The sequence below is a fragment of the Pseudomonas sp. 20-5 genome (assembly GCF_056782835.1).
In genome coordinates, this window is sequence record NZ_CM165584.1 from 5,428,084 (window position 1) to 5,442,467 (window position 14,384).

Annotated in this window: 18 protein-coding genes and 1 tRNA gene; 11 read left to right on the forward strand and 8 right to left on the reverse strand. The window is 68.5% G+C overall.

Features of this window, described 5'->3' with window-relative positions:
* The first annotated feature begins 88 nt into the window (after window positions 1-88).
* From AC1RB9_RS25075 to AC1RB9_RS25090, 4 genes are all read left to right on the forward strand, one after another.
* On the forward strand, window positions 89-946 hold the full coding sequence (locus AC1RB9_RS25075; RefSeq protein ID WP_003116081.1) for a MaoC family dehydratase: 858 nt from the start codon (window positions 89-91) through the stop codon (window positions 944-946).
* 81 nt (window positions 947-1,027) lie between these two features.
* On the forward strand, window positions 1,028-1,333 hold the full coding sequence (locus tag AC1RB9_RS25080; protein WP_003102255.1) for a nucleotide pyrophosphohydrolase: 306 nt from the start codon (window positions 1,028-1,030) through the stop codon (window positions 1,331-1,333).
* Complete coding sequence (locus tag AC1RB9_RS25085) at window positions 1,330-2,079, forward strand: methyltransferase domain-containing protein (protein WP_003116082.1); 750 nt, start codon at window positions 1,330-1,332, stop codon at window positions 2,077-2,079. The genes AC1RB9_RS25080 and AC1RB9_RS25085 overlap by 4 nt, the downstream gene beginning before the upstream one ends.
* A gap of 65 nt (window positions 2,080-2,144) precedes the next feature.
* Window positions 2,145-2,765 carry a DUF4136 domain-containing protein gene (locus AC1RB9_RS25090; RefSeq protein ID WP_003102259.1) on the forward strand — a complete coding sequence of 207 codons (621 nt, stop codon included), beginning with the start codon at window positions 2,145-2,147 and terminating at the stop codon, window positions 2,763-2,765.
* Here AC1RB9_RS25090 and AC1RB9_RS25095 read toward each other — a convergent pair.
* Complete coding sequence (locus AC1RB9_RS25095) at window positions 2,750-3,685, reverse strand: glycerophosphodiester phosphodiesterase family protein (RefSeq protein ID WP_003102260.1); 936 nt, start codon at window positions 3,683-3,685, stop codon at window positions 2,750-2,752. The genes AC1RB9_RS25090 and AC1RB9_RS25095 overlap by 16 nt on opposite strands.
* Window positions 3,686-3,816: 131 nt before the next feature.
* Between AC1RB9_RS25095 and AC1RB9_RS25100 the strand changes: the two genes are divergently transcribed.
* From AC1RB9_RS25100 to AC1RB9_RS25120, 5 genes are all read left to right on the forward strand, one after another.
* A complete protein-coding gene (locus AC1RB9_RS25100) occupies window positions 3,817-4,380 on the forward strand; it encodes a DUF4136 domain-containing protein (protein WP_003457208.1) in 564 nt (187 codons plus the stop codon).
* Window position 4,381: 1 nt separating this feature from the next.
* Entirely contained in the window at window positions 4,382-4,864 is a 483-nt protein-coding gene (locus AC1RB9_RS25105) for a GNAT family N-acetyltransferase (RefSeq protein ID WP_003111411.1), read from the forward strand.
* Window positions 4,854-5,231, forward strand: a complete 378-nt coding sequence (locus tag AC1RB9_RS25110; RefSeq protein WP_003095286.1) for a DsrE family protein — start codon at window positions 4,854-4,856, stop codon at window positions 5,229-5,231. Before AC1RB9_RS25105 ends, AC1RB9_RS25110 begins: the two co-directional genes overlap by 11 nt.
* Window positions 5,228-5,695, forward strand: a complete 468-nt coding sequence (locus tag AC1RB9_RS25115; RefSeq protein ID WP_003457212.1) for a glycine cleavage system protein H — start codon at window positions 5,228-5,230, stop codon at window positions 5,693-5,695. Before AC1RB9_RS25110 ends, AC1RB9_RS25115 begins: the two co-directional genes overlap by 4 nt.
* 116 nt (window positions 5,696-5,811) lie before the next feature.
* The gene (locus AC1RB9_RS25120) at window positions 5,812-6,540 is read left to right on the forward strand and encodes a GrpB family protein (protein ID WP_003457214.1); all 729 of its coding nucleotides are present in this window, start codon (window positions 5,812-5,814) and stop codon (window positions 6,538-6,540) included.
* Window positions 6,541-6,562: 22 nt separating this feature from the next.
* On the opposite strand, the gene AC1RB9_RS25125 is transcribed toward AC1RB9_RS25120, so the two are convergent.
* The 3 genes from AC1RB9_RS25125 to AC1RB9_RS25135 form a co-directional block, all read right to left on the reverse strand.
* Window positions 6,563-7,141: a P-loop NTPase family protein gene (locus tag AC1RB9_RS25125; RefSeq protein WP_003111407.1), complete on the reverse strand. Its 579-nt coding sequence runs from the start codon at window positions 7,139-7,141 to the stop codon at window positions 6,563-6,565.
* Window positions 7,138-7,938 (reverse strand): class I SAM-dependent methyltransferase, encoded by an 801-nt coding sequence (locus AC1RB9_RS25130; protein ID WP_003457217.1) that lies wholly within the window; start codon window positions 7,936-7,938, stop codon window positions 7,138-7,140. The genes AC1RB9_RS25125 and AC1RB9_RS25130 overlap by 4 nt, the downstream gene beginning before the upstream one ends.
* A 295-nt stretch (window positions 7,939-8,233) precedes the next feature.
* Window positions 8,234-8,602, reverse strand: coding sequence for a hypothetical protein (locus AC1RB9_RS25135; protein WP_003114628.1), 369 nt, complete (start codon window positions 8,600-8,602; stop codon window positions 8,234-8,236).
* A 262-nt stretch (window positions 8,603-8,864) separates the two neighbouring features.
* Between AC1RB9_RS25135 and AC1RB9_RS25140 the strand changes: the two genes are divergently transcribed.
* Window positions 8,865-9,587: a carbon-nitrogen hydrolase family protein gene (locus AC1RB9_RS25140; RefSeq protein WP_003102286.1), complete on the forward strand. Its 723-nt coding sequence runs from the start codon at window positions 8,865-8,867 to the stop codon at window positions 9,585-9,587.
* 40 nt (window positions 9,588-9,627) lie between these two features.
* On the opposite strand, the gene AC1RB9_RS25145 is transcribed toward AC1RB9_RS25140, so the two are convergent.
* From AC1RB9_RS25145 to AC1RB9_RS25160, 4 genes are all read right to left on the reverse strand, one after another.
* A tRNA-Sec gene (locus AC1RB9_RS25145) sits at window positions 9,628-9,723 on the reverse strand.
* Between the two features lie 131 nt (window positions 9,724-9,854).
* On the reverse strand, window positions 9,855-10,472 hold the full coding sequence (locus AC1RB9_RS25150) for a class I SAM-dependent methyltransferase (protein ID WP_003095305.1): 618 nt from the start codon (window positions 10,470-10,472) through the stop codon (window positions 9,855-9,857).
* A gap of 94 nt (window positions 10,473-10,566) precedes the next feature.
* Window positions 10,567-11,964: an APC family permease gene (locus tag AC1RB9_RS25155; protein WP_003102289.1), complete on the reverse strand. Its 1,398-nt coding sequence runs from the start codon at window positions 11,962-11,964 to the stop codon at window positions 10,567-10,569.
* Between the two features lie 48 nt (window positions 11,965-12,012).
* Window positions 12,013-13,419: an aminotransferase gene (locus AC1RB9_RS25160; RefSeq protein WP_003457220.1), complete on the reverse strand. Its 1,407-nt coding sequence runs from the start codon at window positions 13,417-13,419 to the stop codon at window positions 12,013-12,015.
* 281 nt (window positions 13,420-13,700) lie between these two features.
* Between AC1RB9_RS25160 and AC1RB9_RS25165 the strand changes: the two genes are divergently transcribed.
* On the forward strand, window positions 13,701-14,384 hold the full coding sequence (locus AC1RB9_RS25165) for a helix-turn-helix transcriptional regulator (protein WP_073650767.1): 684 nt from the start codon (window positions 13,701-13,703) through the stop codon (window positions 14,382-14,384).

Below are 14,384 nucleotides of genomic sequence, written 5' to 3' on the forward strand. Positions count from 1 at the left end.
CGCCCTGCCAGCGGCGTCGGCCAGGCGGCCAATGCCTGCTGCGGGTGCTCGACTAAGCTGACAGCCACCTATTTCGAGGAGATGTCCAATGCCCACCGCCTGGCTCGACCTGCCCGCCCCACCCGCCCTGCCCGGCCTGTTCCTGCGCGCCGCACTGCGCCGCGGCATCCGCGGCAAGGCCCTGCCCGAGCGCGGCCTGCGCAGCGAGGTCACGGTGGACCCGAAGCACCTCGAGCGCTACCGCCAGGTCTGCGGCTTCCGCGACGACGGCCTGCTGCCGCCGACCTACCCGCACATCCTCGCCTTCCCGCTGCAGATGGCGCTGCTCACCGACAAGCGCTTCCCCTTCCCGCTGCTCGGCCTGGTCCACCTGGAGAACCGCATCGACGTGCTGCGCGCGCTCGGCGGCCTCGGCCCGTTCACCGTGAGCGTCGCGGTGGAAAACCTGCAACCGCACGACAAGGGCGCCACCTTCAGCATCGTCACCCGCCTGGAAGACCAGCTTGGCCTGCTCTGGGTCGGCGACAGCAAGGTGCTCTGCCGCGGCGTCAAGGTGCCCGGCGAAATTCCGCCGAAAGCCGAGCAGGAGCCGCTGCCGCTGGAGCCGGTCGACAACTGGAAGGCGCCCGCCGACATCGGCCGGCGCTATGCCCGTGCCGCCGGCGACTACAACCCGATCCACCTGTCGGCGCCCAGCGCCAAGCTGTTCGGCTTTCCCCGCGCCATCGCCCACGGCCTGTGGAACAAGGCTCGCAGCCTGGCCGCCCTCGGCGAGCGACTGCCAGCCTCGGGCTATCGGGTCGAGGTGCGCTTCCAGAAGCCAGTGCTGCTGCCGGCCAGCCTCACCCTCCTGGCCAGCGCGGCGGCGGCGGACGGCCAGTTCAGCCTGCGCGGCAAGGACGACCTGCCGCACATGGCCGGGCATTGGAGCCGGCTACAGGGCTGACGCCGGTCCGCCATGCCTTGAAGCTTCGGGCGCAAAGCCCGAAGCTATGCGGCTGCTTACCGCCACCGCGAAGAATCCCCCATGGACCTGCACGAACTCACCGCGCGCCTGCACGCCATCCGCGACCGCAACGACTGGCGCCAATTCCACAGCCCGAAGAACCTGGCCATGGCCGCCAGCGTCGAGATGGCCGAACTGGTGGAGATCTTCCAGTGGCTGACGGAAGACCAGTCGCGCACGCTGTCGGCCGAGCAGCTCGAACACGCTGGCCAGGAAGTTGGCGACATCGTCCTTTATCTGCTGCTGTTCTGCGGGGAAACCGGCCTCGACCTGGAACAGGTGGTGCGCGCCAAGCTGGCCGACTGCGAACGGCGCTTCCTGCCATGAGCGACCGCCATTTCGACGAACTGGCGACGCGCTTCGCCGAAAAGATCTATGGCGGCGCCAAGGGTGCGATCCGCCTCGCGGTACTCCAGGCCGACCTCGCCGAGGCCCTCCCGGAGCGACCTCTGCGGGTCCTCGACATCGGCGCCGGGCTCGGCCACATGTCGCTCTGGCTGGCCGCTCGCGGCCACCGCGTAACCCTCGCCGAGCCAGCGCAACCCATGCTCGACGGCGCCCGCCAGCGCTTCGCCGAAGCCGGGCAGGCCGCCGAATTCATCCAGGCGCCCTGGCAGGAACTGCTCGGCCAGCTCACCGAGCCCTACGACCTGGTGCTCTGCCACGCCGTGCTCGAGTGGCTGGCCGAACCCCATGCGATCCTGCCGGTGCTGCACCAACTCTGCGCACCCGGCGGCTGGCTGTCGCTGGCCTTCTACAATCGCGACGCGCTGATCTACCGCAACCTGCTCAAGGGCCACTTCCGCAAGCTGCGCAAGCAACGCTTCGCTGGCGAGGGGCAGAGCCTGACCCCGCAGCGCCCGCTCGACCCGCGCGAGCTGGAACAGGCGCTGGCAGCGCGTTGGCGCATCGAGGCGCGCAGCGGCGTGCGGGTGTTCCACGACTACATGCCGAGCGAGTTCCAGGCCAAGGCCGAACGGCTCGACCTGGTAGAAATGGAACTGGCCTACCGCCGCCACCCGGCCTTTGCCGGGCTTGGCCGCTACCTGCACTGGCTGTGCCGCCCGCAATGAAAGGCGCAGAATGCAGTCTGAGCCTGCAAGGGCCGCCGACGTAGCGCGGCCACGGAGCGTCGAGCATGCAATCGCGACTGTTGATCCTGCCGTTACTCGCCAGCCTGGCCGCCCTCGGTGCCTGCCAGGGCGACAATCCCTACCGCGCCAGCTCTCTGCCCTACCCGCCGCAGCCGGCCACCGCGGCCAATCCCGGCCTCGATCCCGGCGCCTATCCGGCGGCGCCGCGCGACTACGCCCGCTACCGTAGCTGGAGCTGGGCCGCCGCCGGGGTCAGCGGCTTTCCCCAGGGCCTGGACGACAACCAGTTGCGCGACGCCGTCAGCCAGCAGCTCGACCAGCGCGGCCTGCGCCCGGCGCGGCCGGGCAGCGCGGCCGACCTGCAGGTCAGCGCGTTCCTGCGCAACGAACTGCGCACCCGCCAGGTTACCGACTACTACGGCGGCTACTACGGCAACTACGGCGGCTGGCGCGATCCCTGGTACGGCTATGGCGCCAGCTACCCGGTGACCCGCAGCTACACCGTGCAGGTCACCGTGGTCCGCGTCGAGCTGAACGACGCCCGCAGCGGCCAGCCGGTGTGGGGCAACAGCGCCGAGTTCGACTCCGGCGACTCCGCCAGCGAACAGGCCAAGGCCCTGCGCGAAGCGGTGAAACGGGCGCTGTCGAGCTACCCGCCGGGCTGATCGGCGAGCACCCGGCGGCGGATCGCCTCCATCTTCCTGGGCGAGTTGCTCATCACCGCGTCGGCGCCCAGGGCGCGCGCGGTGCGGTAGTCCTCGGCGGTCTCGATGCCGAACATCACCACCTTCACCGGCTCGCGGCGCACGCAGTCCATCGCTTTGCGCGTCCACAACTGCGCCGCCGGCACCTTGTAGGAAGACTCGCCAAGGGTGAAGCGCTCGGTCACCGTCAGTTCGCGGCGCAGCTCGATGCCCATCCAGGTGCCGCCGGCCGGCGGTGCCTCGCAGCGCTCGCCGAAGGCCAGGCCGACCAGGCGGTTGCGCGTCGCATCGCGGCTTTCGAACTGTCGCGCGCGGTCCGCGTAGCGCTGCGTCAGGTAGTCGTTGGCGGCCTTCTCGGTGGAATAGAAACGCACCCGCGACCAGGCCTTCTGCCGCTCCAGCTCGCCGGCCACGGCATCGACCAGCGGCTCCACCGGCAGCGACTTCATGTCGAGGAACACCGGCACCTGCGGCGGGATCGCCCGCAGCGCCTGGCGCAGCGTAGGAATCCGCAGCGGCTTCTGGCGGTAGGGATAGCTGCCGTCCTCGGCCTTGAACATATAGCCGGCGTTCAAGCGCGCCAGCTCGGCCAGGCTCGACTGGCCGACCGCGCCGGCGCCCTGGGTCAGGACCGCCAGGTCAGCGGGGCGATAGAGCACCGGATGGCCATCGGCGCTCAACTGCACCGACAACCATAGCGCGTCGGCGCCGTTGTCCAGCGCCTTGCGGATCGCCAGCAGGGTGTTCTCCGGGTAGTCCGCGGTGCCGGCGCGATGGGCCACCAGCAGCGGGCCCGGGCCATCCGCCGGTACCACCGAGCGTGCCTCGACGCAGCCGGTCAGCGACAGGCCCAGCAGCAGGATCGCAATACTTCGATTCATTTCATTCTCCCGTCGCGCCCTATAGGGCGGGTGCTCGCCAACGTTACTTGTGGAGACGCTTCAAACCCGCGTTTCCTCTTGCCTTTCATCCGGCGCTGAGCTTGGATGTGAACTCTGACTGGAGAAAAACCATGATCCGCCGAATCCTGCTGCTCGGCCTGCTCCTCAGCCTCGCAGCCTGCGAAACCACCCAGCTCGACCGCGACTTCGACAGCTCCCGCGACTTCGCCGCCTACCGTAGCTGGAGCTGGTCGCAACCCGCCTTCGAATACCGCCCCGACGACCCACGCATCAAGAGCGACCTCACCGAGCAACGCATCCGCGAAGCCGTCGCCCAGCAGCTCGACCAGCGCGGCCTGCGTCCGGCCCAGGGCAACGCCAGGGGCGACGTCACGGTGCGCGCCTACCTGATCGTCGACGATCGCCAGGACCAGATCACCACCAACTACGGCGGCGGTTACTGGGGCGGCTACTGGGGAGGATACTGGGGCGGCCCGGCGATGGCCGAGACGCGCACCGTGAATTACAAGGTTGCCACCCTCCAGGTCGACCTGTTCGACGGCAAGGACGGCAAGCTGGTCTGGCGCGGCAACGGCGAGCAGATCATGCGCACCAGCCCGCCGAGCCCGGCCGAGCGCGAGCAGGCGATCCGCGAGACGGTGCAGAAAGTCATGTCGCAATACCCGCCGCGCTGACATGCAGCTCAGCCACCGCCCGGCGGAGACCGGTGACCTGGAGACGGTCGCCGGCTTCCCCCAGGACCGCGACGAACTCTTCTATTGCTACCCCAAGGCGATCTGGCCGTTCAGCGTCGCCCAGCTGGCCGCCGCCATCGCCGAACGCCGCGGCAGCACCGTGGCCGTGCACGACGGACAGGTGCTCGGCTTCGCCAACTTCTACCAGTGGCAGCACGGCGACTTCTGCGCCCTCGGCAACATGATGGTGGCGCCCGCCGCGCGCGGCCTGGGCGTGGCCCGCTACCTGATCGGGGTCATGGAAAACCTCGCCCGCGAACAGTACAAAGCGCGCCTGATGAAGATTTCCTGCTTCAACGCCAACGCCGCCGGGCTGCTGCTCTATACCCAGCTCGGCTACCAGCCGCGCGCCATCGCCGAACGCCACGATCCGGACGGCCGGCGCGTGGCGCTGATCCAGATGGACAAGCCCCTTGAACCCTGACACCCACGCCCAGCGCGTCCTCATCATCGTCTCCAGCGGCCCGAGCACCCCGGCCCGCTGCGCCGCGCCCTTCCACACCGCCACCCTGCTGGCCTGCATGGACGCCGAGGTGACCCTGTTCCTCAGCGGCGAAGGCGTGCAGTTGGCCCGCCGCGCCGTCGCCGACCAGTTGCGCGCGCTGGACGGCGGCGAGCCGCTGCGCCACTTCATCCGCCAGGCCCGCGAGGCCGGCGCGCGCCTGCTGATGTGCCGCCAACCCGGGGTGAACATCGACGAAAGCGAACTGATCGAGGAACTCGACGAAATCTCCAGCGGCGGCGAACTGGCACGGCTGATCCTCGAATCCGAGCGGGTGCTGACCCTATGAGCGCGAACCTGCACGGCCTGGAGTTCCCCGACGGGCTGTTCTACGCCCCGGTCTACAACCTGTGGTTGCGCGAGGAAGTCGACGGCAGCCTGACCCTGGGCCTGAGCGCCTACGGCTGCGCGTTGTATGGCGAAATCTTCGCCTTCACCCCCAAGCGCGACGGCTGGCACATCGAACGCGACCGCAGCTTCGGCGTGGTCGAGTTCGCCAAGGCTGCCTCCTCGGCCCGCAGCCCGTTGGCCGGGACCCTGCTGGCGAGCAACCCGGCGGTGGTCAAGCGCCCGGCGCTGATCAACCGGGATTGCTACGGCGAGGGCTGGATGGTGCGGCTGCAACCGGACGACTGGGCCTCGGCGCGGGGAGCGTTTCTCCAGGGAAACGCGGCGCGGGAGGCATTCGCCGAGCGCATGCGCCTGGATGGGTTCGATCCGCAGCATCCAGGGGTGCAGGCGCTGGACTTCTGAGACTCCCGGGTTTTACCCGCACCCCGCTCGCGGAAGGCGGATAACGCCGCTGGCGTTATTCGCCCTACCCCAGCTCCCCATCGCCGCCAATCTCCCGCATATCCCCGGAGTCCGCCATGTCCTCACCCCAACCGCCCCGCTTCGACGGCCAACGCTGGAGCAACGCCGACGACGACCGCATCGAGGTGCTGCCCGCCGACCCCGCCTGGCCACAACGCTTCGCCGCCGAAGCCGAGGCCATCCGCACGGCACTGGCGCTGCCCGGGCTGGGCATCGAGCATGTCGGCAGCACCGCGGTGCCCGGGCTCGACGCCAAGCCGATCATCGACATCCTCCTGCTGCCGCCGCCCGGCCACGATCCGCAGCGGCTGGTAGCCCCGCTGGAGGGCCTCGGCTACCAGTTCTGGCGCGAGAACCCGAACACCCAGCGGATGTTCTTCGTCAAAGGCATGCCGCCCTTCGGCCATGGCCGCACCCACCATGTCCACGTCATGCCCCTGGCCCAGGCCGACCGCTACCTGCTGTTCCGCGACTGGCTGCGCAACCACCCCGACGACGCCCGCCTCTACGCCGAAACCAAGCACACTCTGGCCCGCCGCTACCCCACCGACCGCGAGGCCTATACCCGTGGCAAGGACGAGGTCGTCGCAAGGATTCTCGGCCGGGCGCTGGCGGCGACGCGGCACCCAATGATACAGAGTGGCCTGGTAAGGGGAGAACGCGAAATGCACGCCAGGGAACTGCGTGAAACGCTGGTCGCCGGCGCGGAATCGACGCCAGGCGGCCCCGCCGATACAGCCTATTTCGAGTCGCTGCGCAGCCGGGTAAGCAAGCCCCAGGACTGAGGCGGATAGCGTGCTTCGCTCACTACTGCGACTGTGCGAGCACGGCTTCCACCAACCTCTCGATCACCTCCCCCACCCTCCCCGGCTCGCCAACCTCCACCCAGCGCAAATGCGCGAACCGCGGATCCTCGCGCAGGCCGGTGTATTTGCGGCGGTTGCCTGCGAAGGTGGTCCATGACCAGAGCAGGATCGAATCCCTGGAGCAGAACGCCATCCGCAGCGATTCACGGTTGCCGTGGGACAGGCGGGTGCGCAGCAGGCCCCGGGCCAGGGTGCGGCGAAGGACCCGGGAGAACACCGTCCAGCGCCCGAAATTCAGCCATACCACGTGGGTGGCGCGGCCCCAGAGCAACTCGCGGACGGCGCTGTAGTTGCCGTCGGCGACCCAGCGCGGCGCCGTCGTCGCCCGCTCCACGGCGTGCTCGAAGCGTTCGTGGGGCACGGCTTGCCAGCCGGGGCCCCAGTAGAGTCGGTCGAGTTCGACATGCGTACAACCCAGCCTGGCGGCCAGCGCGGCGGAGAAGGTCGACTTCCCGGCCCCGCTGGTGCCGACCACCACCACACGCAGCGGCGCGCCTCGCCCGGCCTCGACGCAGGTCATGCCTTGACCGCGACCAGCGTGTAGCACATCGGGATCGCCAGCGGTCCGTCCTCGTAGAGGTCGTAGAGTTCCTCGCGGTTCGAGTGCGGGTACTCCTTGAAGTGACTCAGGCGCAGGCCGGCGCCGAGCAACCCGCCGAGGATGTCGCCGAGCGGGTGGACGTACCAGTAGCTGGCGATGCCGGTATCGCTGCCGCTGCCTTCGTAGACGATGGCCTCCCGGGATACGTGGGGCGTGTCGGTGAAGTAGTCGTTGCGCAGTTCGAACGGTCGCTCCGACTCGGGTTCGAGCATCTCCAGGAACGGGTGGGTCTCATAGATCGCCAATTGCCCGCCCGGCTTCAGCAGACCGCTCACCGAGGCGAAGAAGCGCGCGATGTCGGGCATCCAGTTGAGCACACCGATGGTGATCAGCAGCAGGTCGAACTGACCGTTCAGCTCGACCGGCAGCTCGTAGGCATTGGCTTCGACGAAACGCGGCTGATGCGGCGAGCGCTCGGCCAGTTGCCGCGCCTGGGCGAGGAAGGCGGCGGACTGGTCGATCCCCACCGCCCGCGCGACGCCGAAGGCGTACAGCGAAAGCACTTCCCGGCCGTTGTTGCAGCCGACCTGGACCGCCGCCTTGCCGGCCAGGTCCAGATTGCGCAGCACGCCAGCCAGGGTCTCGTCCAGGCAACTGAAGCCGGTTTCCTGTACCGCCAGCGACAATTCCTGCCAGCCACTGCCACGCAGGTGACTGTCGGCGGACGCGTCCCAGGCGCGTCGGTTGCTTTCCACCGCGTGTTCAAGATCCGTCATGCGAAAACCTCAGAAGTGTTCCCAGGAAGGCCAGCCGAGTCGCGAACCCGCAGCCCACTCAATCGCGGAATTGCAGCCCGATATGGGCTCGGCAGTCGCGTCGTTCCAGGCTGCCTTCCTGGAAAGCGCCGCAGGCGCGGTTTCTCAGAGGCAGCGTCTGTTCCACCACGGTCACCCGCACCTCGTTCGCCGGTTGGCGCTGCTCGGCGGGTCGCGGCGCCTGACGCCGGCCGTTCAGGTTGTCGGCCCCGCCTGGCGGGATGCGCCGGCGCGTCGCGGCGATCCGCCTGCATGCTCAATAGAGACCGGTGGCGCTGCCCCGCTCGAACAGCGGCACCTGGTTGGCCAGGATCATGTTGTAGCTGAGCATGAACGGCACCCCGCCGCCGCTTTCGGCGATCTGGCCTACCCAGCCGATGGGGTTGTTGAACAGCGATTCGTCGGGGCTGAGCACGCCGACGGCGGCGCTGTCCGGGTCGCCGTCCCAGGTCACGTCGCCCCAGTGCCAGCCGAGGCCACGCACGTACTGCGCGCCGATCAGCGCGCCGAGGGCGAAGACCGCCTCGTCGTCGAGGCTGCGCCCCTGCTCCCTCGCATCGCGCACGTAGTCGGTGACGGCGGCGACGATCTGCGCCGGCGTCTCGTCCGCGGCGACGCCAAGCAAGGCGAGCCCCTGTGCCTGCAGCTCCGCCAGTTGCTGTTGCAGGTCCGTTGAAAGCGGATTGATCTCGGCCATCCCTGTTCTCCCGAGGCAAGCGTGCGCACCCGTCCGTCGGGCGCGCCATGAAGCGCGTTATCTTACGGCTTCGCGGCGACGAAAGCGCCCTCCCCAGCCAAACGTAGCGCAGCCGCTAATCGCCTCTTCCCGGAAATGCTGCCTTCGGCTCTACTGGCGAATTTGTGCCATCCATACCCGAGACAGCCCCATGACGCTGATCGCCGCCGCCCAGAGCTGCGCCCACCCCGCCGACCTGCCACGCAACCTCGACGACCACCTGCGCCTGATGCGTATCGCCCAGGCACGGGGCGTGCGCCTGCTGGTGTTTCCCGAATTGTCGCTCACCGGCTACGAACCCAGCGCTGCCGCCGCCCTCGCCCAGCCGGCGGACACGCCCCTGCTGCAACCGCTGCGCCAGCTCGCCGAGCAGGCACGGATGACCACGGTGGTCGGCCTGCCGCTGCGCTCGCCGAAGCATGCCAAGCCGCTGATCGCCGCCCTGATCCTCGGCGCCGACGGCAGCCTCGGCGTCTATGCCAAGCAGCACCTGCACGCGGGCGAGGAACGCCACTTCTCAGCCGGCGACGGCGGCCCCCTGCTGGAGATCGACGGCCTGCCGATGGCGTTGGCGGTCTGCGCCGACTTCAGCCAACCCAGCCACCCGGCCCACGCCGCCCGTGCCGGCGCTCGCCTCTACATCGCCAGCGCGCTGATCGGAGAAAACGGCTACCCGGCCGACTCGGCCCTACTGGCCGGTTATGCCCGCGAGCACGGAATGGGCGTGCTGCTGGCCAACCATGGCGGGCCGACGGGTGGCTGGAAGGCGGCGGGCAGGAGTGCGTTTTGGAATGAGCGGGGAGCGCTGGTCAGGGAGACGACGGGGACGGGTGAGACGCTGCTTCTGCTGGAACGGACCGAGATAGACGCTTGATCCTGTGAGACACGATGGCCGCCGAAAGCGAGCGGAGAATTGGCGGAAGGCAGTGGGAGTCGAACCCACCCAGGAACGGCTGCCGTCCCCCACCGGATTTGAAGTCCGGCCACGCCACCGGGCGTGATTGCCTTCCTCTTTGATTTGCAAGAGGTTTTCCTCGAGACGGGAGCTTATCAGGCCGGGGTCCGAAGAAGAAATGCCGGATGTCATGGAAAGTCGTTCGCATGGCCGGGCGAGCAGAGCGTAGCCCAGCCTCGGAGCACTTCACAGGCGTTTCAGGCAATGGCAGTAGACGAAGTGCTGGACCCGGCCGGCGGGAGTGACGTGGTGTTCGTCGCGGTGCTCGGTGAGCTGGAAGGCGGAGCCGAACTCGGCGTGCAGTTCGTCGGCGTCGTAGCGCATGACTGGCAGGCCGCTGCATTCGGTCGGGCCGTCGGCGGCGAAGGTGGCGACGATCACGTGGCCGCCGTGGCGGACCGCCTTCATCACCTGGCGCACGTAGGCGCGGCGGGCTTCGGCAGTGGTAAGGAAGTGGAACACGGCGCGGTCGTGCCAGACATCATAGGTGGCTTCCGGCAGGTCGACGCCGGTAATGTCGCCGGCGATCCAGCGCACCTCTTCGCCGCGCGCGCCGAGGCGGTTGCGGGCGACGCGCAGGGCGGCGTCGGAAAGGTCGAGCACCGTCAGGTCGCCGAAGCCTTCGGCGAGCAGGCCGTCGACCAGGGTCGAGGCGCCGCCGCCGACATCGATGATCGCCGCCTCGCGGGGCGCGCCGATGCGTCGGATCAGGTCGAGGGACAGCGTGGCCTCGGCCTGGAACCAGCTCACCGCGTCGGACGGCTTGCTCTCGTATACCCGTTGCCAGTGCTCTCGTTCGGACATGACGACCTTCTCCGTGTTGCGCTGCGACCCATTACCCACCAAGGGCGTTAACGGCACATTAACGCCATAGGCGGTGTTGCGACAGGGCCGCTCCTCAACCGTAGGCACCGCGCAGCGACATCACGCCGCGCCTTCGCGCCGCCTGGCGGATCAGCAGTTCGCCCACGGCCAGGGCCAGCGCCACGCCGCCGACGATCTTGCCGGCGTAGGCCCAGTCCATCGGCGCGCCGGGGGTGACGACGAACAGGCAGATGCCGGCCAGCACATGCAGCGCGACGAACAGCGCCCAGAGACTGGCCAGGCGGTCGCCCAGCGGCATCCGGTAGGGCCGTGGACGCGGGTCGGCGCGGCGCAGGCGGACGAAGGCCAGGCACATCAGCACATAGGGCATCATGAAAACCATGGCGAAGATCGACAGCAGGGTCCAGAACAGTTCCTCGGCAGTGTGCGCCACCAGGCCGTAGAGCAGCAGCAGGACGATGCTCACCGCCGAGGCCAGCACCGCCGAGCCGATCGGCGTGCCGTGGCGCGAATGGACCACGCCGAACAGCGCCGGCAGCTCGCCGGCCTTGGCCGCTTCCACCGCGGCACGGTTGGTGCCCATGCTCCAGGTGACCATGTTGGTGAAGAGGGTGAACAGGACGAAGGCGCCGACCAGATCGGCGAGCATCCCGCCGGCGCCGTCGTGGCCGTAGATGTTGTAGAGGGTATGGGCGAAGATCCGGGTGACGTCGGTTTCCTCGGCCGGTACCGCGGCCAGCACGCCGAGGGTGCCGAAGATGTTGAAGGCGCCGACGATCAGCCCGGAGATCAGCACCGCGCGCGGGATGTCGCGGCGCGCGTTGCGCATCTCCGCGGCGCTGCAACAGGCCAGCTCGGTCCCCATGATGCCATAGACCATCACTCCCAGCGCGGCCATCTGGCCCGGCGAGGATGGGACGATGGAGTCCAGGCTGAAGTCGTTGGCGAAGCCATGGTTCCAGCCGAAGTGCAGGCCGCCGACGCCCAGGGCGAGCACCGCGAGCAGCTTGAGCAGCGCGCCGAGGTTCGGCAGCCACTTGCCCAGGCGCAGCGCGACCACGTTGAACGCCGCGGTGAGCAGCGCCAGGGCGATGCCGATGGCGATCTTGCCCCAGAGGCTCAGCTCGGGGAAATAGAAGGCGCCGAGCATGCTGCCGAACAGGGTGTAGACCGAAGGCATCCACAGTGCGTTGTTGACCCAGTACATCCATGACACCCGGGCCCCCCAGCGGAAGCCGAAGGCGCTGCGCACCCAGTGGTAGACGCCGCCGTTGGCGGGGAAGGCGGTGCCCAGCTCGGAGGTCATCATGGCCATCGGCAGGAACAGCAGGACCAGCACGTAGAGCCACCAGAACAGGCTCGACGGACCGAGGGAGGAAGCCAGGGCGATCTGGTCCATGAAGAGCATCGCCGAGACCGTGTAGAGCACCACATCGCGCAACCGCAGGACCTTGTTCTTGTTGTCGTCCATTGGGGTTCTCCTGAATGTTCGGGTGGGGCGCCGGCGGCGCCCCGGCGCTTACCGGTGACCGGCGCGGACAAGATCCTCCACGGTTTCCTCGATGCTCTCGCGCAGCACCCGGACCACGGTATCGACCTGTTCGCGGGTGAGGATCAGCGGCGGCGACATCACGTTCAGGTGGACGATCGGACGAACCAGCAGGCCGCGCTTCTGCGCCCGCAGGTGGACCCACTCGCCGATGTTCAGGCTTTCCGGAAACAGCGCCTTGCTCGCCTTGTCGGCGACGAACTCGACACAGGCCATGAAGCGCATCCCGCGCACGTCGCCGACGATGGGCAGGTCGCGGAGACTTTGCAGGCGCTCCTCGAAGTAGCGGCCGACCTCGTCGGCGTGGGCGAGCAAGCCCTCGCGCTCGATGATCTCGATGTTCTTCAGCGCCGCCGCGCAGGCCACCGGGTGGCCGGAGTAGGTGAAACCATGGCTGAAGCAGCGGCCCTTGTCCGGCTCGGCGATCACCTCCCAGATGCGCCGGGAGAAGATGCACGCGCCCAGCGGCTGGTAGCCGGAGGTGAGGCCCTTGGCGGTGAGGATGATGTCCGGCTGTACGCCGAACACCGCCTGGCTGGCGAAGAAGTGGCCGAGGCGGCCGAAGGAGGTCACCACTTCGTCGGAGATGTACAGCACGTCGTAGCGCTGGCACAGATCCCACATCCGCCGGTGGTAGCCCGCGGGCGGGACGATCACGCCGCCGGAGCCGAACACCGGCTCGGAGATGAACGCCCCCACCCGGTCGGCACCGAGTTCGAGGATCTTGCGTTCGAACTCCTCCACCAGGCCATCGAGGAACTCGGCCTCGCCCACTCCTTCCGGAGCGCGGTAGTAGTAGGGACAGGCAAGGTGGTGGATGCGCTCGTCGAGGAAGTCGAACTCGGCCGGCCGGTCGGCGCTCTTGCCGCCCAGCGACATGCCGAGGAAGGTCGAGCCGTGGTAGGCGTTGATCCGCGTGATGACGTGCTTCTTGGCGCGCTTGCCGCGGCAGTTCTGATAGTAGTGCATGAGGCGAATCGCGGTGTCCACGGCGGTGGAACCGCCGGTGGTGAGGAACACGTGGTCGAGATCGCCGGGGGCCAGCTCGGCGAGCTTGCGGCAGAGTTCGATGGCGCGCGGGTTGGCCATGTCGCAGAAGGGATTGGAATAGGCCAGCAGGCGGGTCTGCTCGGCCACGGTGCGAGCCATTTCCTCGCGCCCCAGGCCGATGTTGGTGCACCACATGCCGCCCACCGCGTCGAGGTAGCGGTTGCCGGCGGTGTCGTAGATATAGGCGCCGTCGCCGGCGGCGATGTTCAGCGAGCCGTTGACGCGGTGGTCGTCGAACACGTGGTAGCCGTGCATGTAGTGGGCCTGGTCGGCACGGACCAGGTCGGCGTCGCCGAGGGGGGACGTGGCGTGCAGTCTTGCGTTCATCGGGCTGTCGCTCTTCTCGGATGGATGCTCCGAGGGTGCAAGAGCACCGCGCGGCGGGCCATACCCCATTTTGGGGTAAGCGCTGGGTGCGGCCGACGCGGCTTGCTATCCTGCGGCGACAACGACAAGAACGAGCCGTACCGTCCATGCAGGCCATCGCCCCGAACGCGCTCGACCGCTGGCACGAACACCTGGCGCTGGCGATCCGGCGCCTGCGCCAACCCGACTTCCTCGCCGCGCTGGTCGACGCCATCCACCAACTGGTGCCGATCGAGTCGAGCATGATCAGCCTGGAACGCAAGGGCCACGCGCCCACCCTGCTCTACGAGCGCGGCATCGCCGAGCGCTTCCGCGAGGCGATCATCCGCCGCTACTTCTCCCGCGGCTACCTGCTCGACCCTTTCTGCCTGGCGGTGGAGGAAGGCCTTCCGGAAGGCTTCTACACCCTCGGCGAGATCGCCCCCGACGACTTCTTCCAGAGCGCCTACTACCAGACCTACTACCTCGGCGCCGGAGCGGTGGAGGACGTCTACTACATCCTCGACCTCGGCCCCACCGAGAAGCTCTCGATCTGTCTCTACAACGGCCTTTCGGCGAGCCGCTACAGCGACGCCCAGGTCGCCGCCCTCGCCGGCCTGGCGCCGCCGGTGCTGGAGCTGGCCCGGCAGTTCTGCGCCGGGCGCGCCAACCTCTCGCCGAACCCGCAGGCCGACCTCGCCCCGCGCCTTCAGGAAGTGCTGCGCGGCTTCGGTCGCGGCGTGCTCACCGACCGCGAACGCGAAGCCTGCCACCTGCTGCTCAGCGGCCACTCGGCGAAATCCAGCGCGCGGCTGATGGACATCTCCCCGGAGACCGTGCGCATGCACCGGAAGAATCTCTACACCAAGCTGGAAGTCGGCTCGCAGTCGGAACTGTTCGCGCTGTTCATCGAGTGCCTGAGCCAGGGGCAGCGCGTCGGCCCCTGA

Coding starts and splice junctions, on each gene's coding strand:
- AC1RB9_RS25075 (WP_003116081.1), top strand. CDS start 89: ATGCCCACCGCCTGGCTCGACCTGCCCGCCCCACCCGCCCTGCCCGGC.
- AC1RB9_RS25080 (WP_003102255.1), top strand. CDS start 1,028: ATGGACCTGCACGAACTCACCGCGCGCCTGCACGCCATCCGCGACCGC.
- AC1RB9_RS25085 (WP_003116082.1), top strand. CDS start 1,330: ATGAGCGACCGCCATTTCGACGAACTGGCGACGCGCTTCGCCGAAAAG.
- AC1RB9_RS25090 (WP_003102259.1), top strand. CDS start 2,145: ATGCAATCGCGACTGTTGATCCTGCCGTTACTCGCCAGCCTGGCCGCC.
- AC1RB9_RS25095 (WP_003102260.1), bottom strand. CDS start 3,685: ATGAATCGAAGTATTGCGATCCTGCTGCTGGGCCTGTCGCTGACCGGC.
- AC1RB9_RS25100 (WP_003457208.1), top strand. CDS start 3,817: ATGATCCGCCGAATCCTGCTGCTCGGCCTGCTCCTCAGCCTCGCAGCC.
- AC1RB9_RS25105 (WP_003111411.1), top strand. CDS start 4,382: ATGCAGCTCAGCCACCGCCCGGCGGAGACCGGTGACCTGGAGACGGTC.
- AC1RB9_RS25115 (WP_003457212.1), top strand. CDS start 5,228: ATGAGCGCGAACCTGCACGGCCTGGAGTTCCCCGACGGGCTGTTCTAC.
- AC1RB9_RS25120 (WP_003457214.1), top strand. CDS start 5,812: ATGTCCTCACCCCAACCGCCCCGCTTCGACGGCCAACGCTGGAGCAAC.
- AC1RB9_RS25125 (WP_003111407.1), bottom strand. CDS start 7,141: ATGACCTGCGTCGAGGCCGGGCGAGGCGCGCCGCTGCGTGTGGTGGTG.
- AC1RB9_RS25130 (WP_003457217.1), bottom strand. CDS start 7,938: ATGACGGATCTTGAACACGCGGTGGAAAGCAACCGACGCGCCTGGGAC.
- AC1RB9_RS25140 (WP_003102286.1), top strand. CDS start 8,865: ATGACGCTGATCGCCGCCGCCCAGAGCTGCGCCCACCCCGCCGACCTG.
- AC1RB9_RS25150 (WP_003095305.1), bottom strand. CDS start 10,472: ATGTCCGAACGAGAGCACTGGCAACGGGTATACGAGAGCAAGCCGTCC.
- AC1RB9_RS25155 (WP_003102289.1), bottom strand. CDS start 11,964: ATGGACGACAACAAGAACAAGGTCCTGCGGTTGCGCGATGTGGTGCTC.
- AC1RB9_RS25160 (WP_003457220.1), bottom strand. CDS start 13,419: ATGAACGCAAGACTGCACGCCACGTCCCCCCTCGGCGACGCCGACCTG.
- AC1RB9_RS25165 (WP_073650767.1), top strand. CDS start 13,701: ATGATCAGCCTGGAACGCAAGGGCCACGCGCCCACCCTGCTCTACGAG.